This is a genomic window from Neolewinella xylanilytica (assembly GCF_002934605.1).
GTDB classification, from domain to species: Bacteria; Bacteroidota; Bacteroidia; order Chitinophagales; family Saprospiraceae; genus Neolewinella; species Neolewinella xylanilytica.
The window spans coordinates 141,359-161,869 of sequence record NZ_PTJC01000007.1 but is presented as its reverse complement, the minus strand read 5'-3'; the positions used below and the strand labels follow the sequence as shown (position 1 = coordinate 161,869).

The 20,511-nt window shown below is 58.3% G+C and carries 18 protein-coding genes; 16 read left to right on the top strand and 2 right to left on the bottom strand.

Going from position 1 to position 20,511, the window contains the following annotated elements:
* Positions 1–7: 7 nt before the first annotated feature.
* The 3 genes from CLV84_RS18660 to CLV84_RS18650 all read left to right on the top strand — a co-directional run bounded on the left by CLV84_RS18660 (position 8) and on the right by CLV84_RS18650 (position 2,373).
* Positions 8–682, top strand: coding sequence for an SOS response-associated peptidase (locus CLV84_RS18660; RefSeq protein ID WP_104421543.1), 675 nt, complete (start codon positions 8–10; stop codon positions 680–682).
* A gap of 40 nt (positions 683–722) precedes the next feature.
* Positions 723–1,271, top strand: coding sequence for a GNAT family N-acetyltransferase (locus CLV84_RS18655; RefSeq protein WP_104421349.1), 549 nt, complete (start codon positions 723–725; stop codon positions 1,269–1,271).
* Between the two features lie 130 nt (positions 1,272–1,401).
* Complete coding sequence (locus tag CLV84_RS18650; protein ID WP_104421348.1) at positions 1,402–2,373, top strand: T9SS type A sorting domain-containing protein; 972 nt, start codon at positions 1,402–1,404, stop codon at positions 2,371–2,373.
* Positions 2,374–2,375: 2 nt separating this feature from the next.
* Here CLV84_RS18650 and CLV84_RS18645 read toward each other — a convergent pair whose 3' ends face one another.
* The gene (locus CLV84_RS18645) at positions 2,376–3,170 is read right to left on the bottom strand and encodes a DUF1206 domain-containing protein (protein WP_104421347.1); all 795 of its coding nucleotides are present in this window, start codon (positions 3,168–3,170) and stop codon (positions 2,376–2,378) included.
* Positions 3,171–3,331: 161 nt separating this feature from the next.
* Between CLV84_RS18645 and CLV84_RS18640 the strand changes: the two genes are divergently transcribed.
* Positions 3,332–4,600, top strand: coding sequence for an adenylosuccinate synthase (locus CLV84_RS18640; protein ID WP_104421346.1), 1,269 nt, complete (start codon positions 3,332–3,334; stop codon positions 4,598–4,600).
* A gap of 231 nt (positions 4,601–4,831) precedes the next feature.
* On the top strand, positions 4,832–5,368 hold the full coding sequence (locus CLV84_RS18635) for a YceI family protein (RefSeq protein WP_104421345.1): 537 nt from the start codon (positions 4,832–4,834) through the stop codon (positions 5,366–5,368).
* A gap of 35 nt (positions 5,369–5,403) precedes the next feature.
* Here CLV84_RS18635 and thiL read toward each other — a convergent pair whose 3' ends face one another.
* Entirely contained in the window at positions 5,404–6,432 is a 1,029-nt protein-coding gene (gene thiL / locus CLV84_RS18630; RefSeq protein WP_104421344.1) for a thiamine-phosphate kinase, read from the bottom strand.
* A 513-nt stretch (positions 6,433–6,945) separates the two neighbouring features.
* On the opposite strand from thiL, the gene CLV84_RS18625 reads away from it, so the two are divergent.
* From CLV84_RS18625 to gldE, 11 genes are all read left to right on the top strand, one after another.
* On the top strand, positions 6,946–7,938 hold the full coding sequence (locus CLV84_RS18625; RefSeq protein ID WP_104421343.1) for an AAA family ATPase: 993 nt from the start codon (positions 6,946–6,948) through the stop codon (positions 7,936–7,938).
* A 188-nt stretch (positions 7,939–8,126) separates the two neighbouring features.
* Entirely contained in the window at positions 8,127–9,668 is a 1,542-nt protein-coding gene (locus tag CLV84_RS18620) for a sulfatase family protein (RefSeq protein WP_104421342.1), read from the top strand.
* A 65-nt stretch (positions 9,669–9,733) separates the two neighbouring features.
* A complete protein-coding gene (locus CLV84_RS18615) occupies positions 9,734–11,110 on the top strand; it encodes an MBL fold metallo-hydrolase (protein WP_104421341.1) in 1,377 nt (458 codons plus the stop codon).
* Positions 11,103–12,815: a SulP family inorganic anion transporter gene (locus CLV84_RS18610; protein ID WP_104421340.1), complete on the top strand. Its 1,713-nt coding sequence runs from the start codon at positions 11,103–11,105 to the stop codon at positions 12,813–12,815. The genes CLV84_RS18615 and CLV84_RS18610 overlap by 8 nt, the downstream gene beginning before the upstream one ends.
* 188 nt (positions 12,816–13,003) lie before the next feature.
* A complete protein-coding gene (locus tag CLV84_RS18605) occupies positions 13,004–14,368 on the top strand; it encodes a fasciclin domain-containing protein (protein WP_104421339.1) in 1,365 nt (454 codons plus the stop codon).
* A 188-nt stretch (positions 14,369–14,556) separates the two neighbouring features.
* On the top strand, positions 14,557–15,027 hold the full coding sequence (locus CLV84_RS18600) for an LSm family protein (protein WP_104421338.1): 471 nt from the start codon (positions 14,557–14,559) through the stop codon (positions 15,025–15,027).
* A gap of 6 nt (positions 15,028–15,033) precedes the next feature.
* Positions 15,034–16,284, top strand: coding sequence for a transcription termination factor NusA (gene nusA, locus CLV84_RS18595; protein WP_104421542.1), 1,251 nt, complete (start codon positions 15,034–15,036; stop codon positions 16,282–16,284).
* 480 nt (positions 16,285–16,764) lie between these two features.
* On the top strand, positions 16,765–17,286 hold the full coding sequence (locus tag CLV84_RS18590; RefSeq protein WP_104421337.1) for an RNA polymerase sigma factor: 522 nt from the start codon (positions 16,765–16,767) through the stop codon (positions 17,284–17,286).
* An 88-nt stretch (positions 17,287–17,374) separates the two neighbouring features.
* Complete coding sequence (mutY, locus tag CLV84_RS18585) at positions 17,375–18,460, top strand: A/G-specific adenine glycosylase (protein ID WP_104421336.1); 1,086 nt, start codon at positions 17,375–17,377, stop codon at positions 18,458–18,460.
* Positions 18,461–18,543: 83 nt separating this feature from the next.
* Positions 18,544–18,993, top strand: a complete 450-nt coding sequence (locus tag CLV84_RS18580) for a single-stranded DNA-binding protein (protein ID WP_104421335.1) — start codon at positions 18,544–18,546, stop codon at positions 18,991–18,993.
* 15 nt (positions 18,994–19,008) lie between these two features.
* Positions 19,009–20,502 carry a gliding motility-associated protein GldE gene (gene gldE / locus CLV84_RS18575; RefSeq protein ID WP_245911561.1) on the top strand — a complete coding sequence of 498 codons (1,494 nt, stop codon included), beginning with the start codon at positions 19,009–19,011 and terminating at the stop codon, positions 20,500–20,502.
* The last annotated feature ends 9 nt before the right edge of the window (positions 20,503–20,511 follow it).

Here is a 20,511-nt window from a genome sequence, read left to right as displayed (position 1 = left end):
CGAAATTATGTGCGGACGCTACTCTGTGGTCATTGACGAAGCTAAACTACGCAAGCAGTTCAGTAAAGACCTGGTTACGCCCCCCGGCGGATTGCCCACGAATTACAACATGGCTCCTACACAAAACGGCCTCGTCATTACGGACCGGGACCCCGGTCAGTTGTCCGCTTTTCGTTGGGGCCTGGTTCCCTTTTGGGCCAAGGACCTAAAGATCGGCGCCCGCATGATCAACGCCCGCCGCGAAGGGATCGAGGAAAAATCGAGCTTTCGCAAACCGATCCGCGAGCAACGGTGCCTGGTGATCGGTGACAGTTTCTACGAATGGAAACGGGAGGGAGGGAATAAAACCCCCTTCCGCATCCTCCCCGAAACAGGCGAATTACTCGTCATGGCGGGCATCTGGGAAAGCTGGAAACCCAAGGACGGCGGTGAAACGGTGTACACCTATTCCATCATCACCGGGGAGCCCAACGCGGAAATGGCACCGATTCACGATCGCATGCCCATGCTGCTGACGACCGGCGAACAGCAGAGTGGCTGGCTCGACCGGGATGCCGAACTCAGCGATATCCTGGGCTTGCTGGCAACCCCGGTCGACGGTACCCTAACGACCTACGCGGTCTCCCAGGAAGTCGGTAACGTCCGGAATAACGGTCCGCAACTGCACGAGCCGGCCGCCTGACCGCTCCTAGGAGATTGACTTACCCTGTTAACTTGCTTCCGTGAATCCTACCAACGTTCGTATCCTCGCCGCCGGTCCCTCCGACGTCGACACCATTCAACGGATCGCGCGGCAGACCTGGCCCGTAGCCTACGGTAAGATCATACCGCCGGAACAAATCGAGTACATGCTGGACCGAATGTACCGGCCGGATTCTCTGCGCGATCAGATGAGCGGGGGCCACGCCTTTCACCTGCTGCTGTACGCCGATGACGCTTCCCGCAATGAGTACGCCGGCCCTAGCCAGCGCTTCCGGGCGGTGGGCTTCGTGAGCCACCAGATCGACCACTCGCCCCGGGCCACCAAGATCCACAAACTATACGTGTTGCCGGGGATGCAAGGACGGGGCCTCGGCAAGCTGCTCATCAACGAGATAGCGGGCATCGCCACCCGGGCGGGCCAATTGGCGCTGAAGCTGGACGTCAACTACCGGAACCCGGCGATCGGCTTCTACGAAGTGTTGGGGTTCGAAAAGATCGAACGCTACGATACCGACATCGGCAATGGATACCTGATGGAGGACTGGCGAATGGTGAAACTGTTAAACTGACAATTAGGTGTTCCGACCTGCGTTATATAGGTGCACGGATAGTTAGACACTTTTATACACTATCCGGGCGAGGCTTTTTATACTGATCGCCCGTTTATCGGACCGGTCCGGTTTTTAGACACTTATACAAATGGACTTACGCTATTTCACCCTAGCACTGCTATTGCTGTGCCCCCTATTCGCCTTTTCTCAGTATCCCCAGTACACCGCTTCCGCCACCTCCTCCCAGGGATGGAGTATTGCCGTCACGATCGAGTACGATGGCATAAAGCGGACCAGCGGTAGTAACAACTGCGCTTACGGCTTCAACTACGAATTGCGGTACAAATACACCGTTAATTACAGCGACGGCGGCGGTAACCGTATGTGGTACCTGGCGGCGGGCGGAGGCTGCTTTTCGGGAGGCTCCGCCGGGCTCACTGGTTCGAGCGGCACGCTGTATTCGCCCGGCAAGTACAGCAATTCCAGCATGGCGTGTAATGCGATCGACCCGGCCTCCTTCGAGTGCTACGACTTCGATATCATCTTCAATGGCCCGGGAATCCCATCCTCGTCGAGCCGGATGAAACTGACACCGGCCAGCGTCGTGCTACCGGTAGAGCTGGTAACCTTTACGGCGGAAAAAAGCGGGAACGCGGTTGCCCTGGCCTGGGCTACGGCTTCGGAAGAAGACAATTCCTACTTTGGGGTAGAGCGCTCGCAAGACGGCAAAACCTGGGAGCCGATCGCATCCCTACCTGGTAAGGGGATGAATTTCGACCTGAATACTTACCAATTCACCGATGCGTATCCCCACCCCGGCACCAACTACTACCGCTTAGCGCAGACCGATTTCGACGGTACCGTCACCCTCTCCGAGGTCACCCTCGTCACGATGCCCAGCCAGGGAATCGTACTCTTCCCCAACCCAGCCAGCGACTACCTAACGGTTGAGGCGGAGGGTGACATTCACCTGTTTGACGGCCAGGGACAATCGGTTCCGTTGAACGGGATTGACGTCACCGCCGGCTCGGGAATCCATAAGCTGAACGTTTCGGGGCTGCATCCGGGTATTTACTACATCAAGGCCGGAAATAACGTCAGTCGGTTTTTGCACCCATAGGACTATACCCGCTCGTACTTCGCCCGTACGAACATAAAGATGCCATAGGCGAGGAGTCCTAACCCGACCAATGCCAGCAGCACCGCCCCGTAAGTCTGATCCTGAATAAAATTCAGGCTCTCGCCGATGCCCTTGAACTGACTGGGATCGTCCATCAGCGCGGCCCGAAAAAGGAAGAAGGAGATAATACCATAGACGACGAAGCGCGCGGTCAGGCCGACCTCGCCCGTTTTCTTGAACGTCTCCCGCTCGTGGTGCCCGAGACCGAGTCCTTCGATGTGTTCCATGTGCTTATCGGTAAGGGCGCGGTAGAGCTGGAAGATTGCGACACCGGCCATGATCGCGGCGATGATGCCGACCACCCAGGGTCCCCAGCTCTCGGCGAGGAGGCGCGCGATGATGTCTTGCTTGCTATCGCCGCTGCTACCGCCACCACCGAAGGCGAGTTTGAAAGCGTGGGCACTGAGTACACCGTAGGCGGTTCCGCTTACGGCGTAACCGGCCCGTTTAGCGAGCCCCTCCTTGTCCGACCCCTCGTTTTCTTTGTCCTTGACCGCGGTATACCACCGCCAGCTGCAGTAAGCTAGCAGCCCCGCGCCAATGAGAAAAAGAAGCACTTTACCGAAGGGATTGGTGCCGATCCAGGAAATGACCGCCTTCGGACCGCTGGTACTTCCTTCTCCCGCGCCGCCGACGACCGCGATAACCGCGAAAATGCCAATGAGGCAATAGACTACTCCCTTGGCAATGTAACCGGTGGTAAAAAGCTTATTTTGAGTAGAGTGACTTAGTGCCATGCGTGTGTTTCTTACTGTAATGGTAATTTCACCAACGGATGTTCGCACCTAAAGTCAGCTTGCGGACAAGTAAGGAGCTCCGGATTTTCCATTACCTTTGCCCACGTTTTGCAACGGGCGGTGCGCGACAATGCGTTTTCCGCTCCAAAAGCCAAGCAATAATGGCCGTAGACGTACTTCTGGGTCTCCAGTGGGGAGACGAAGGGAAGGGCAAGATCGTAGATGTTCTGGCTCCCCGATACGATATCATCGCCCGCTTTCAGGGCGGACCGAACGCGGGGCATACCCTCATCTTCGACGGGAAGAAATTCGTGTTGCACACGGTACCTTCCGGCATATTCCGCGCCAACCTGCACAACCTGATCGGCAACGGCGTGGTCATCGACCCCATCACGCTGTCCAAGGAACTCGACGAACTCGACGCGGCGGGCATCGACTACGCCGACCGCCTGTTCGTAGCGCGCAAGGCCCACCTCATCCTGCCTACGCACCGACTCCTGGACGCCGCCCGCGAAAACGCCAAGGGCGAACGGAAGATCGGATCTACCCTGAAGGGCATCGGTCCTACCTATATGGACAAGACCGGCCGCAACGGACTGCGGGTCGGCAACCTGGAAGCCCCCGACTTTCGCGATCGGTATGAGCGGCTGAAGGAAAAGCACCTCCAGCTGGTTGGCTTGTACCCCTACATTGAATTTGACCTGGCGAAGGAAGAGGAGGCCTGGTTCCGGGCGGTGGACCGGCTGCGGCAACTGCCCTTCGTCGACGGGGAATTCTACATCAATAATGCCATTAGCGAAGGGAAAAAGATCCTCGCCGAAGGAGCCCAGGGCAGCATGCTCGATATCGACTTCGGCACCTACCCCTACGTGACCTCCTCGAATACCATCACGGCCGGCGTCTGTACCGGACTCGGTATCGCTCCCCAGCGCATTGGCGAGGTGATCGGCATTACCAAGGCCTACTGTACCCGCGTGGGCGGAGGTCCTTTCCCCACCGAACTGCACGACGCTACCGGTGAATTCCTCCGCAAGGAAGGCGCCGAATTCGGTGCCACTACCGGCCGGCCCCGCCGCTGCGGCTGGATCGACCTCGTACAGTTGCGGTACACTATCATGCTGAGTGGCGTAACCCAGTTGGTGCTCACCAAGGTGGACGTACTGAATAAGTTCGAAACGATCAAGGCGGCCGACGCTTACCGGGTAGACGGAACGGACAGCCGGGAACTCCCCTTCGACCTCGTCCACGAAAACTACGCGGCGATCTACACCGACATCGAAGGCTGGAACAGTGACCTCTCCGGCGTAAAGGACGAAAGCGCTTTACCCCAGGCCTGCCTGAACTACCTCAAGTACCTGGAAGAAAAACTGGGCGTCCCCGTCACCATGGTCAGTACCGGCCCCGACCGGGAGGAGCTGGTGATGCGCTAGGCGGGGGTTCGCTCCGGCGACACGAAGTACCGCTGACAACCGCTACACCGGATTGTCGAAGGATCGGCGAGTAACCGATCAAAAGCTGATTGAACGGCGCTTTTTCATTGCGGCGGAGCGCGGGTGGGGGCCTGGTCGCCGGAATAAGGTATTTTCCGGACCGTTCACAACCGCTCGGGGCCCTATCCGGCTACGTTAGGTAAACGGGCCAAAGGGTAAATCGCTTGTCCCATGGTTATTCGCATGCTCTTCCTGGCTGGTTTGCTCCTGCTCTCCGTAGCCATGGCGCGCTACCAGCAGAGCAACTACACCATCGGGCAGAACTACGCCATCCGCTTCAGTGGCAGCGGCGCGGAAGGCACCTTTCGCGGTCTCACGGGTAGTATCCGTTTCGATCCGGAAGATCTGGTTAACGCAAGCATGAATGTCCGCGTGGAGGCGGCCACCATCGCTACCGGCAATAATTTGAAGGACAAGCACGCCCGGGGCGAAAACTGGTTCGACGTGGCGGAGTATCCTGACATTTCCTATCGCGCTACCGCGTTCGCGCCCACGGCATCCGGCTACGTTGCCAATGGTACGTTGACGCTCCACGGGGTGAGCCAGCGAACACCGCTTCCTTTCACGTTTACCAGGACAGCGGACGGCGGACAGTTCGAGGGCCGCATGACGGTCGACCGCGGGGCCTTCGGTATCGAGGGGCCCTGGTTGGCCTTTACGGTCGGCGATGCATTCGAAGTGGAAATCGTGGTGCCGGTCACGGACTGAAGCGTACCTCCGCAGCTGGACCGCAAAAGCCTTCGCTACTGGAAGTGATTCCAGCCCTGCGCCTTGATGTCGTGGATGTTACCGCCTTTCGTATGCAACTTGACGCCGTCTTCCTTTGCTACGATCTCGCCGGCGATGTAGATATCCGGTAGGAAGCGGATCTTCTCGGTATCCTTGGGGTCGATGGTGAAGAGCAGCTCGTAATCCTCGCCTCCGGACAGGGCCGTAGTGATCGGATCGAGGTTAAACTCCAAGGCCTGCATCTGAGCGTCATTCGAGATGGGTACGCCGCTTTCCTCGATGATGGCCCCCACGCCGGATGCCTTGCAGATGTGAAAGATTTCGCTGGCCAGTCCGTCGCTGATGTCGATCATGGAGGTGGGCACGATCCCCTCCTTGGCAAAGGTATCGACCATATCGGTTCGCGCTTCCGGGCGGAGTTGCCGTTGCAGGAGGCTCGGGGCGTACTCGCCCATATCGGGCTGCATGTCGGGGTTATCGAGGAACACTTGCTTTTCGCGTTCTAGTAGTTGCAGTCCGAGGTAAGCTCCCCCCAGGCTGCCGGTGATGCACACCAGATCGCCCACCTTCGCCCCGCTGCGGCGGGTGATCCGTGAAGCGGGTGCCCGCCCGATGGCGGTCACGCTGATGATGAGGCCGCGGTTGGAGCTGGTGGTATCTCCCCCCACGAGGTCTACCCCGTACTGGTCGCAGGCGGCCTTGACGCCGGCATAAAATTCGTCGAGGGCCTCCACCGAAAAGCGATTGCTGAGGGCGATACTCACGGTGATTTGCTGGGGGCGCGCATTCATCGCGCAGATATCCGACAGGTTGACGATAACCGACTTGTAGCCCAAATGCTTTAGCGGGGTATAGGTAAAATCGAAGTGAATACTTTCCACCAGCATATCGGTGCTTACCACGATCTGTTCGTCGCCCCCGTCAATGATGGCGGCATCGTCGCCAACCCCCAGAATGGTGGTGGCCTGTTTGGTTTGAAAACCCTGGGTGAGGTGATCGATGAGGCCGAACTCGCCGAGGGTGTTTACGTCGGTATGCTGCATAGTAGTAATCGTTACGGATGAGAACCCGCATCGGCTCGTGGGGTTGCCTTAGGCGGTCGCGCGACTAATGGTCCGACGACTAATGGTCGCGCGATTAGTCGTCCGACGACTAGTCGTCGGACGACTTGGGCTACCGGCGAGCTTCAATTTCTTAACCTGTAGTTTACATTAGGTGATGGTCAGTAAGTCGCTCTCCGGGAACAAAGCCTGATGTAACGGAGGCAACTGGTACCGCGGGAATCGGGCCCGGTTCGCGGGCTCCGCCCGCGGGCCTACCCGAGCGTAGCGAGGGGTATTTGTGCCGCCTTCCTCAAAGTCCGACACGCTGCCCGCATCCCCCGGTAGCTCCGGCCGCGATCATTCCAGACAGTGAAGCCTTTTCTATTGCCCTATTGACCCGACTACAAGACAGGAACTATCTGGTCAGAAACAGGAAGTCAAGCTCCGGGGTCAGCTGCCCCGAATGTGTTTACTTTGCACCCGCGCCCCGCCGCCCAAAAACCATATCCATATATGCCGAGTGTAGATATCGAAGCCCTGAATCAGCAAATCCGCGCCGACAGCGAGGTAGTCGAGCGCATCCGCCGGGAAACCGCCAAGGTGATCGTGGGACAGGAAAACATGATCGACCGGCTGCTGCTCGGTCTGCTGAGCCGCGGGCACATCCTGCTGGAGGGACTGCCCGGGCTGGCCAAGACCCTGGCCATCAAAACCCTGGCCCAGACGATAAGCGCCGACTTCAGCCGCATCCAGTTCACCCCCGATTTGCTGCCGGCGGACATCGTGGGTACCATGATTTACAATCCTACGCTTAACGACTTCAGCGTGCGGAAGGGGCCGGTCTTCGCCAACTTCGTCCTGGCCGACGAGATCAACCGCGCTCCCGCCAAGGTGCAGTCGGCCCTCCTGGAAGCCATGCAGGAACGACAGGTGACCATTGGTACCGACACCTTCGTCCTGGAAGAGCCCTTTCTCGTGCTAGCTACCCAGAACCCCATCGACCAGGAGGGCACTTACACCCTGCCCGAAGCGCAGACCGACCGCTTCATGCTGAAGGTCAACATCGGTTACCCAACGCGGGAGGACGAGCGTACCATTATTCGGCGCAACCTCGGCGAAGGCTTCGAGAAGATCAATCCGGTAGCGAGTCCCGCGGATATCCTCCACGCCCGGAAGTCCGTGCGCAGTATATATATGGACGACAAGATCGAGCGCTACATCATCGATATCGTTTTCGCTACTCGCGAACCAGAGGCTTACAAGCTGGCGGACCTCAAACCCCTGATCGGCTACGGGGGCAGCCCGCGCGCCAGCATCAACCTGGCCCTGGCCGCCAAGGCCCAGGCCTTTATCGAGCGCCGCGGCTACGTGACTCCCGAAGACGTGCGTTCGGTCTGCGAGGACGTGTTGCGGCACCGCATCGGACTCACCTACGAGGCGGAGGCGGAGAATATCCGCCAGGAAGACATCATCGCCCGGGTGCTTAACGTGGTGGAGGTGCCTTAATAGATTTTGGTCCGCCTGGCAATAGTCGTCTGCCGATCGAAGTTCGTCCGCCGACGGGTGGCTCCGGATAATATCGACCCGCTACCTTTTTACCAGCCTACTGGTCCGCCGAGCTCTGCTCGTCTGCCCAGTAGGCTCGGCGGACCAGTGTGCCCTCTTTTACCGATCTTAATGCAAATGCCGGGATCATGAGGCGCTACCGCTTACGCACGAATTGGAAAAGGCTGCTGTCGGTGACAGCCGTGATTGCCGCGGCCCTCGCCGGCCTGGCCGTGACCCAACAAGCTCCGGACCACCCCAACATCATGCTGTTTATCGCGGACGACTGGTCCTACCCGCATGCGGGCGTCTACGGGGACCCGGTCGTGCAAACGCCGAACTTCGACCGGCTGGCGGCCGGGGGAATGCTGTTCACTAATGCATACTGTGCGAGCCCGAGCTGTAGTCCGTCGAGGGCCAGCATCCTCACGGGCCGTTACCCCCACCAGAACGGTGCCATGGGCAACCTGTGGTCGGAATTCGCGGCCGATGCCACCGTATACACCTCGCTGCTGGAAGACGCCGGCTACCTCGTGGGTCACGATCAGAAGGGCTGGGGACCAGGGGACTGGCGTACCCCGGGCTGGCCGCACAACCCGGCAGGAGAAGCCTATACGGATATCACCGATTTACTGGCGGAGCGGAAGAACGACCAGCCCTTCTGCTACTGGTTCGGCAGTCAGGACCCCCACCGGGCCTACCAGACCAACCTAGGTGCCTGGACGGGTATGGAAGCCGACTCGGTAATCGTGCCGGGTTTCCTACCCGACCTGCCTTGCGTACGCAATGACCTCCTCGATTATTACGCCGAGGTAGAGCGCTTCGACCGTCACGTCGGCGAAGTGGTGGAACTGCTAAGGGCCCGTGGCGAACTCGATAACACCCTCATCATCATCACCAGCGACAACGGCATGCCCTTCCCCCGCGCCAAGGCAACCCTGTACGACGCCGGCACGCGCATGCCCTTCGTGGCCCATTGGCCGGCGCGGATTCCCGCGGGTACGGTACGAACCTCCTACTTCAACTTGGCTTCCCTGGCCGCGACTTTCCTGCAGGCGGCCGGGCTCGCGGTTCCGCCGACCATGACGTTACCGGGGGTGCTAGAACAACTTACGGATACCGCCGCAACGGGTGAAAACCGGGTCTTTTTGGAGCGGGAGCGCCACGCGCAGGTGCGGGCGGACAGCGGCAGCTACGCCGTGCGGGGGATCCGTAGCGACAGCTTCCTCTACCTCCGTAACTTCTTTCCCGATCGCTGGCCGGCCGGTGACCCGGAGGCCATACTGAGTGTAGGGGCTTACGGTGACGTGGACAATTCGATCACGAAAATGCTCATCCTTGCCAGCCGGAAACCCGATGGGGATACCACCGATTACAAGCGCCTCGCCTTCGGCAAGCGGCCACCGGTGGAATTTTACGACCTGCTTACCGACCCGGAGCAATTGCATAACCTGACCGGACAACCGGAATACGCCGCCGCCGAGACCAGGCTACGCGAGCAGTTGGCCACGTTCATGCGAGAGACGGGCGATCGCCGCTCCAAGGAACCAGCCAGCCCGTTCTGGGATACCGTCCGCTATACCCCGACCTACGGCAAACAGACCTACGACCGAGACGCCTACATCGACGAATACCGCTACGCCAGGAGCCGGGCGCACACCCACTTCGAGCTGTTGCCCTGCGGAGAGTAGCCGGAAAAGTCAACCAATCCCGGCTTCGCACCTTCTTCATATGAAGAAAGCATCATACGATACACATGACCATCGAGCAAATCTATACCGGCTGTCTGGCGCAAGGAGCATACTACATCGCCAGTGGCGGCGAGGCAGCCGTTATCGACCCGCTACGGAGTCCCTCTCCCTACGTTGAGCGGGCAAAGCAGGCCGGCGACAAGATCAAGTACATCTTTGAAACCCACTTTCACGCCGATTTCGTCAGTGGCCACATCGACCTAGCCGAGGAAACCGGTGCCACCATCGTGTACGGACCGGGGGCGAAGACCGACTACACTATCCACAATGCCTGGGACGGAGAAGCATTCCAGGTGGGGGAAGTCACCATCAAGGCCCTCCACACTCCGGGTCATACGCTGGAAAGCACCACCTATCTCCTACTCGACGAGCAGGGCCGACCGCATGCCATCTTTAGCGGAGATACGCTCTTTATCGGTGAAGTAGGCCGGCCCGACCTCGCGCAGCAGACGGGCGCCCTGACGACGGAAGATCTGGCCGGATTGCTGTACGAAAGCCTGAGGCGGAAGATCATGGTGCTCCCCGACGACGTGATCGTGTATCCCGCCCACGGTGCGGGCTCGGCCTGCGGTAAAAAGATGAGCCGGGAAACCACCGACACCCTCGGCAACCAGAAAGCCACCAACTACGCCCTGCGCCAGGACATGACCCGCGCCGAATTCGTAGCGGAAGTGACGGCCGGCCTGCTGCCACCCCCCGCCTACTTCAGTGAGAACGCGCGCATGAATAAGTCCGGCTACGATTCCTTCGACAAGGTCATGAAACGCGGTGCCGTACCCCTCGGTCCGGAAGCCTTTGAAGCGATCGCGAACCGGGAGATGGCGCTCATTCTTGACGTCCGCAGCCAGGAAGATTTCGTGAAGGGATTTATTCCGAACAGCATCTTTATCGGGCTGGACGGAAGCTTCGCGCCCTGGGTCGGGGAATTGATTCCCGATTTGCAGCAACCGATCCTGCTAGTCACCGATCCCGGCCGGGAAGCCGAGACCGTCGAGCGCCTGAGCCGGGTCGGCTACGATAACGCCCTGGGCTACCTGGAGGGGGGCATGACGGCGTGGAAGGCTTACGGCGGCGAGACGGACACCGTCGCCACGATCCGAGCTACCGCCTTCGACCCCACGCGGGCCACGCATGTTCTGGACGTCCGCAAAGCCGCCGAATACGAAAACGGTCATTTGCGGGCCGCCGAAAACATTCCGCTATCCACGCTGACATCGGCGACGGCCGGTCTGGACTCCGGCACCGAATACCACCTCCATTGCGGCAGTGGTTACCGGTCCACGATCGCGGCCAGCGTGCTCAAAGCACGGGGGTTTGACAGGATTACCAACGTCCAGGACAAGGTAGCCGACATCCTGGCGACGGAGGCGGTCGATGCCTAAGCCACTAAACTGGTTCCCCCGCCCCCCCGACTACGCCGGCAGCGATCTTCGCCGTGACCTGATCGCCGGATTGACCGTCACCGTAGTGCTGGTGCCCCAGGCCATGGCGTACGGACTGCTGGCCGGCGTTCCCCCGGTGTACGGCCTGTACGCGGCCCTGATCCCGCTGTTCATCTACACCCTCCTGGCCAGCACCCCCCACATCGCCGTGGGCCCCACCGCCCTTGCGAGCTTGCTTACCCTCAACGGGCTGACGCATATGGCGGAAGCGGGCTCTTCGGAGTTCATCCTGCTCGCCCTGCAACTGGCCGCCCTCACCGGGGCAATCCAACTGCTCTTCGGGCTGCTGCGGCTGGGCGGATTGGTGAGCTTGCTGAGCCGCCCCGTCCTATCGGGCTTCGTATCCGCGGCGGCGGTGCTGATCGTCGCTTCCCAGCTCAGGGGTCTTTTCGGACTGGATATGCCGCGTACCGGCTACCTCCACGAGACGATTTATCAATTTACCCTTCACCTGGACAGTTTTCACTGGCCTACGGCCTTGATGGGACTGGGGACGCTGGCCATCCTGTTGCTTGGCAAGCGGTTCGTTCCGAAGCTACCCTACCTGATCGGGTGGATCGTCACCGCCACCTTGCTGACCTACCTGCTGCGCCTGGACCGCTCGGGGATCGCAGTGGTAGGGGAGGTACCGGCCGGACTTCCCGCTTTCACCCTTCCGGGCTTCGATTTCGCCGGTATCCGCTCGCTGCTGCCCGTGGCCGCGGTACTGGCGTTGATCAGTTTCGTGGAAACCCTGTCGATCGGGAATGCCTTCGCTACCCGCCACGGGTACTACCGGGTGCGGCCGAACCGGGAACTGATCGCCCTGGGTCTAGCCAAGATCGGCGGGAGTCTGTTGGCCGCCATTCCCACCTCGGCGAGCTTCGGCCGGTCGGCGGTGCTGGAGGAGGCCGGCGGACGAAGTGCCGTAGCGAACCTGACCAGCCTGGTACTACTCGTACTGGTACTGCTGTTCCTTACCCCCTTATTTTACTATCTGCCGATCGCGATGCTGGCCGCGGTGATCGTTTTTTCGGTGGGCAAGCTGTTTGACTTCGCCGAGATGCGCCGCTTGTACCGCCTCGCGCCCCGCGAGCTGGCCGTACTGCTGGTTACCTTCTTCTTTACCCTTTTCGCGGGATTACAGTATGGTATTGCCGGGGGTGTGGTACTATCACTCACCTTCGTCTTCCTGAGGGCCGCCCGACCTCACCTGGCGGAACTGGGCCGGATCGGGGGTACGAATGCCTTCCGGAACGTGGAGCGGTTCCGTGAGGCTGAAGTAGACCCTACCCTACTGGTGGTTCGTTTCGACGCGGAACTTTACTTCGGAAACGCCGAATACTTTTCCGACCGCATCCTAGAAATGGTCGAAGCACGGGACGAAAATTTAGAAGCCGTCATCGTGGACGGCCATACGATCAATGACCTGGACACCACCGGCCTGCACGCCCTGGAACAAGTTTACCTGGCGCTGAGAAGCCGTCGCATCCACCTGTACCTGACCGGTATGATCGGCCCCGTGCGGGATGTCCTGTATCGGTCGGGCCTGATGGAGCAGATGGGCGTAGAAAGCCAATTTTTATCCATTCAGGATGCTATCCGCTACCATTACGACCGGGACGAGCCCCGGGACTGGAACTTACCGGCATTCCAGCACGCTTAAAATATTAGAGAAAATAATCCGTTCGGTACCAACGGAAGGCTAAAATTCGCCGTCTGTCACCCAGCACCCCCTAACTATATTATGTTATTTGAGAACATTTTTTTCTAATTAGGTTTGTGCACAGAGCTAATCCACCTTCTTTATCATACCCATCCGGTCCGTACCGGCATTTAAAACCTGATTCCTTTATGATTCGCTTATACCCTTATTTAGTCCTTCTACTCTTCGGCACCGTATTAGGCTTTAGTGCCTGTGGAGAAGACGATGACGTGCCCACGTTGCCGGTTATCGGTACTATTGCGGACAACCTACAGGACGACCCCCAGTTCTCTACTTTGGTAGCCGCGCTGGAGCGTACGGGGCAAGCCGGTTTCGTAGACGGGGCCACCGCCCGGCTCACGGTATTCGCACCGACTAACGAGGCCTTCACTGCCGCCGGTATCGATCTCGCTAGCCTCTCGGATGATGAGCTTTCCGACATCCTGGCGTATCACATTCTCGTAGGACAGGTACTCCGCGACGGGGATATCGCCGAAGGTCGTTCCGAATTCAACACCCGTAACGCTACCGGCCCTACCAATGTCAACTTGCCCGTAACCATCGACAACAGCGGTGGCACCCTTACCCTTGACGGGGAGGTCAACGTGACCGACGGACCTAACGAAACGGTGAACGGTGTTTACTACGCCATCGATAACGTGCTCATGCCCCCGACCATCGTCGACCGGGCCGTACTGAACGGTAGCTTTACCACGCTGATTACCGCGCTCGAGCGCGTTGGCCTCGACGAGGTACTGGCCGATACCGGTGACTACACCGTGTTCGCGCCCACCGATGCCGCCTTCACCGCCTCGGGTATCAACCTGGCTACGGTAAGTGATGGCGATCTACGGAATCTGCTCCTTTACCACGTTCTCGGTACGGGCATTCCCGCCGCCAACATCCCCGCCGGACAGTCTTTCCAGACGACCCTGAGCGCGGGCAGTGAAGACGTATCCGAGTCCATGCTCTCGCTGCTCATCACCAACAACGATAGCGTCACCATCAACGGTGATGCCATGGTCGTAGCGGCCGACGTATACGCCAGCAACGGTGTCGTTCACGCCATTGACAACGTACTGGAAATGCAGTCGATCGCCGACTTCCTCACCAAGGCCGGCGCCCTCGACTCCCTGGAAGCCGCCGTCATGGCCGCCGACCTGGATGACGATCTTGGCGACGACAACGGCCCCTTCACCGTATTCGCCCCCGTCAACGCCGCCTTCACCGCCGCCAGCGATACGATCGCGACCCTTTCCATGGATCAATTGGTCAACGTACTGCTTTACCACGTAGCCAGCGGTAACATCCGTTCCGAAGAACTGATGGACGATATGGTCGTCAATACCCTTAACGCCGGACAGAACTTCTCCATCAACATGGAAGAAGACGAGGCCCCCGTCATCATCACTTCGGATAGCACCGAGGTCAACTTTATCATGACCGATATTCAGGCTACCAACGGTGTCGTTCACCTGGTGGACGGCGTCCTGCTCCCCGAACTGGAAGAGTAAGCACCGGGTGGGCGGGACAGCTCCCGCCCACTCTTCAACCATATATCGCGGCAAAACGTTACCTTTGCCAAACAAGGCCGTAAAAAGCAGAAGAGGGAATCGCGAGATTCCCTCTTTTTTGTGTACCTGCATCATCTTTTTGCCCCGATAGCTATCCGGGGGGGGAGCGCAGGAGCAGCGTAACTACCATGGAAGAAAAGATCACCAACCTGCTGGAAACCTATTTCGCAACGGAAGCGGAATTTCAAGACTGTTTCGTAGTCGACATCAATCACTCGAACAAGAAGCTCGAAGTGTTCGTCGACAGCGACTCGGCAATGACTTTTGCCAAATGCCAGCGGATAAGTCGTTATCTTGAAGGCTACCTCGACGAGCAAAAACCGCTGGGAGAGGAATACGTGCTCGACGTCAGCAGCCCGGGGGTTGATCGGCCGCTGAAGTTCTACCGCCAGTACCTCAAGAACGTAGGCCGCACCCTCGAAGTGACGACCACCGACGGAGAAACATACACCGGCCAACTGAAGGAGGCATCCCCCTCCGAAATCGTCCTCGAAGCTAAAATGCGCGTCCAAGAGGGCAAACGAAAGAAGACCGTCGTGGAAGATATCCGTATCGCCAACGACGCCATTAAAAAATCTATAGTCAAAATATCCTTCTGAGCCATGATGAACCTGGTTGATACCTTCAAGGAATTCAGCTCCGGCAAGAGCATCGACAGCCCCACGATGGTGCGGGTACTCGAAGACGTGTTCCGCACGCTGATCAAGAAGAAGTTCACTACCGATGAGAACTTCGACATTATCGTCAATGCCAACAAAGGCGACCTCGAACTCTGGCGCGTTCGCGAGATCGTACCCGACGGGGAAGTAACCGACGAGCTCAGCCAGATCAGCTTCTCCGAGGCCATGGCCATCGACGAAGACTACGAAGTGGGCGAAGAATGCTACGAGCAGCTTTTCCTCGAAGACTTCGGCCGCCGGAGCATCATGGCCGCCCGCCAGACGCTCATCAGCCGCATCATGGACCTCGAGAAAGACGAGATCTACCGCAGCTACACCGAACGCGTTGGCGAACTCGTCCTGTGTGAAGTACAGCAGATCCTCAAACGGGAAGTCCTCGTCATCGACGATGCCAACGGCCGGGAACTGGTCATGCCCCGCAACGAAACCATCCGGGGCGATTACTTCCGGAAGGGCGACATGGTCCGCGGCGTCATCAAGGAGGTCGAAATGCGCAACAACAACCCCGTCGTCATCGTGAGCCGTACCGACGAGCGCTTCCTCGCCAAGCTAATGGAGCAGGAAGTGCCCGAGATCGAGGACGGACTGATCACCATCAAGGGGATCGTTCGCATCCCCGGCGAGCGCGCCAAGGTCAGCGTGGAGAGCTACGACGACCGCATCGATCCGGTCGGCGCCTGCGTCGGTATGAAAGGTTCCCGCATTCACGGTATCGTCCGCGAGCTGAACCAGGAAAATATCGACGTGATCCCCTGGACCGGCAATACGAACCTGTACATCCAACGCTCGCTCACGCCGGCGCGGGTAACCAATATCGACATCGATATGGAGAACCGCCGTGCAAAAGTGTACCTGGAACCCGATCAGGTCAGCCTTGCCATCGGAAAGGGCGGCACCAACATCAAATTGGCCAGTCGCCTGGTCGACTTCGAGATTGACGTCTACCGCAATAACGAAGTCGAAATCGACGACGTAGACCTCGACGAATTCAGCGACGAGATCGAAGGCTGGGTCATCGACGCCCTCAAGGCGATCGGCCTGGATACCGCCCGTTCCGTGATCGAAACCAGCCCCGAGGACTTGGTACGCCGTACCGACCTTGAGGAGGAAACCATCATGAACGTACTGAAGGTACTTGCTGCGGAGTTCGATGACGTACGCTACGTCGAAGAATAGCCCACCCTTTATACAACCGAACGAAACGGCTCGCTCTCCTCCCGGGGGGCGGGCCTTTTTTTTAGCGCTCTGCTCAGCGGCTTGCTCGCCTTCCGCGTGCCGTCGTGGCCGCGTACTTGACTACGCCCAGCTCCGCCATGATCGGGAGAACGAATTCGGGTATGGGAACGCTAGTGGGATCCTTTCCGTAGCACGTTCGAGCCGCTGTGGACGATAATCCAGCCACGACAATGCATCGCGGCGGAATCGGTAATAAGCAAGCAAAACAACACAATCCAAAACTTTCATTTTTTTCAGAAACTTCTTTCGAACAATATGCTTATTCGAGGGCTTTTCCAAGGGTATATGTCACCTGTGGATCAAAATGTCAATCTTATCGCTTTCAGTGTGAAAGATCGACTCCAATAATGACCAGAATCACTCCAAAAAATCTAAGTGTTTACTACATTTGGTTAAACAAGGCCCTAACGCTACCCCAATATGACGCAATTAGACTTTTTCGCCCAGTTCAACAAGCAGTCTACCCTCCTGCATTCCTTCGCTTATAATCTCACGAAAAATTCGGAGGATGCCAAGGACCTATACCAGGAAACAGCGTTCCGGGCCATCACCAACCGGGATAAGTTCCGCCAGGGTACGAACCTAAAAGCGTGGCTCTTCACCATCATGAAGAACATCTTCATTAATAACTACCGGAAGAAAGTGAAGGCCAATACCATTATGGATAACACGGATAACCTGTACTACCTGAACTCGGGATCCCATTCCATCGAAAACGACGCCGACAGTAACATTCTCATCAAGGAATTGACGGAGATGATCGATGAGCTGGACGATTCCACTCGCATCCCCTTTCTGATGCACTATCAGGGATTCAAGTACCAGGAAATCGCCGATCACCTTACCCTTCCCCTGGGGACCGTCAAGAGCCGCATATTTTTTGCCCGTAAAGATCTCAAATCGCAGATAGCCCGTCAGTACGGAAAACTGCGTGAAAAATAATTGTGTCAGTATAGCCAAATAGCACCTTGCCAACCATTTCGTAACCGGCCCCTCGCAACTTTGCGGCGGGCCGGTGTTTTTTCACCCTATGCCCCAAACCGATTGGCTGTTTTTCCGCACCGCCCTGCTCGACTGGTACGAACCCGAGCGCCGGCCCATGCCCTGGAAAGGAGAACCCGATCCCTACCGGGTCTGGCTCAGTGAGATTATCCTCCAGCAAACCCGGGTGGCACAAGGACTGCCCTACTTCGAGCGCTTCGTCGCCGCCTACCCAACCGTTACCGACCTGGCCGGGGCTGACGACGATGCCGTTCTGAAGTTATGGGAAGGGCTGGGCTATTACTCCCGCGCCAGGAATCTCCTGCGCGCGGCGCGTACGGTGGCGAACGACCTGGACGGCCACTTCCCGGATACCTACACCGGATTGAAAGCGCTCCCGGGGGTCGGTCCCTACACCGCGGCGGCCATCGCTTCCTTTGCCTTCGGGCGGCAGGTAGCCGTACTGGACGGAAATGTCTACCGCGTAATTGCCCGCTTCGCCGGCGACGAGGCCCCGACGGATGGAAGTAGCGGCCGGAAGCATTTTCAGCAAGCAGTCGACCAGGCAATGGGTGATACCCACGCTGCCGATTTTAACCAAGCCATCATGGATTTTGGCGCGCTCGTTTGCACCCCGCGCAACGCCGCCTGCCCCAGCTGCCCCCTGGCTAAGCAGTGTAAAGCACGCGCCAAGGGAACGGTGTACGACTTGCCCGTCAAGAAGAAATCCATAACGAAACGTAGTCGCTATTTCCACTACCTGGTGATCAAGGATACGAAGGGAAGCTTCTTGCTACAGCAGCGAACGACCAAAGACATCTGGCAATCACTCTACGAATTCCCCCTGATCGAGGCGGATACCACGGACCTTCGCCTCCGGCAGTTGATGGAATCGGAAGCCTGGCCCACCTGGTTGGAACCCAACCGGATTACCGAAGGAAAGCGCAGCCTGGTCTACCGCCAGCAACTTTCCCACCAGACGATTCTGGCCGTTTTTCACCAAATTGAATGGAGGGCGCCCACCAAGCTACCCGACCGCTTCGTACGCATTGATCGCGCGGCACACTCGGCGTACGCCCTGCCGCGGGTCATCAACCGGTACCTGGAGGACGGGACCCTGACGCTGGACCTGTAAAACAAACAGAAAGTTTTATTAATACAGCAGCTTTAGTGGCACGGCGTATCCTGTTCCGTAGCTTTGCAGCAAAGCAACTCAAGATGATCAACAAAGTAACACTGGTGGGAAGATTAGGCGCGGATCCCGAAATCCGTACCCTGGGCAGCGGCGTAATGGTCGCCAAATTCAGTGTAGCCACTTCCGAAAGTTACAAGGACCGTTCGGGCCAATGGCAGGAGGAAACGCAGTGGCACGACGTGGTGGTCTGGCGCAACCTCGCGGAACGGGCTCAGACCTACCTCCGCAAGGGCTCCATGATCTACCTGGACGGCAAACTCACCCACCGCAAATGGCAGGATAAGGACGGCAATCCCCGACGCACCACGGAAGTTGTCGGGGCCTTTTTCCGGGTGCTCGACGGGAAACGTGACGGCAACGACGATGGGAACGACGATTACGCCGCGGCTCCGGAGAGTCCGGCGGAGCGGACCCACACCGAACGTTCCGGCCAAGACCGCCAGCTGGAGGCCGAGGAAGACCTGCCCTTCTAATCCCGGCGGGGCCCGATGGCAAGGCCTATCTTTGTATTCCCCGAATCCCAACTGTTGGACGCAACCGAATTCCTTTTCTCCTTTCTTCCCGGCACCCTGCTGCTTAGCTACGGCATGGAACTGGTCCTGGGCCTCATCATTATCTCGGCCTTGCTCCTGATGTCCGGACTCGTATCCGGATCGGAGGTGGCTTTCTTTTCCCTGACGGCCAACGACTACGAGGAGCTGGAGCAGGAGGGGGATCCCGCCCGGGAAACCCTCTACGAGCTACGCGACAAACCCCGGTTGCTGTTGGCGACCATCCTCATCGCCAACAACTTCATTAATATCGCCATCGTCCTGGTATCGGAAATCATCCTGCGAAAGATATTTCCGGAATCCCTCTTCGCATATTGGGCCCAGACGATTCAGGACAACCTGGCCTTTACCCGCCGCTTCACGGACGTGGGGCTCAGCAACGCCATCGGTTTCGCGATCACCGTGATCGGGGTAACTTTTCTGCTGGTGCTTTTCGGGGAGGTAGCGCCGAAAGTTTACGCCAGCTACAACAAAAAAACGCTGGCCATCGCCATGGCTCGCCCGATTAACCTGCTGATGCGCGCCTTCCACCCCCTGGCCTCCAGCCTGGTTCAGGGGGCGGGCTTCATCGAGCGGCGACTGGAGAATCATCGTATGGACGCCGCCGCCGCCAGCCAGGAAGATATCGACGAAGCCATCGATCTGACGGTGAACTCGGACGACGGGGGGGAAGACAACCAACGCCAGGACGTCGACATCCTGAAGCGGATCGTGAAGTTCAACAACGTGACCGTTCGCCAGATCATGCGGGCCCGGGGCGACGTCGTTGCGGTCGAGAACAAGATCGGGTACCACGAACTCCGGGACGTTATCCGGGAGTCCAGCTATAGCCGCATTCCGGTTTTCGAAGAAGATTTCGACAAGGTGAAGGGGCTGTTGTACGTAAAGGATCTTTTGGGACACCGCAACGAACCGGAGTCTTTCGATTGGGTCCGCTTGGTCCGCGAAGACATTCTCTTCGTGCCCGAAAACAAAAAGATCAGCGACCTGCTGAAGGAATTCCAGACGGAAAAAACCCACATGGCCATCGTTGTCGACGAATACGGGGGCACCGAGGGCATTGTCACCCTGGAAGACGTACTGGAAGAAGTTATCGGTGATATTCACGACGAATTCGATGAGAACGAGGAGATCGTGTACCAGCGCATCGACGATCTGAATTACGTCTTCGACGGCAAAACCATGCTAAACGACGTGTATCGCCTCCTCGAACTGCCCACTTCCACCTTCACCTCGGTAAAGGGGGAAGCCGAATCCCTGGCCGGGCTGCTGCTGGAGATCCTGGGAAGACTGCCCGAAACCGGCGAGGAGATTATCTACAATACCTACCGCTTTCAGGCCATGGCGGTCAATAAGCGTCGGATCCAGGAAGTACTGATCACCCTGCCCGAATCCGCCGATCCCGACGGTCCGGATCCTACCGAGGCATAACCCCGGCTA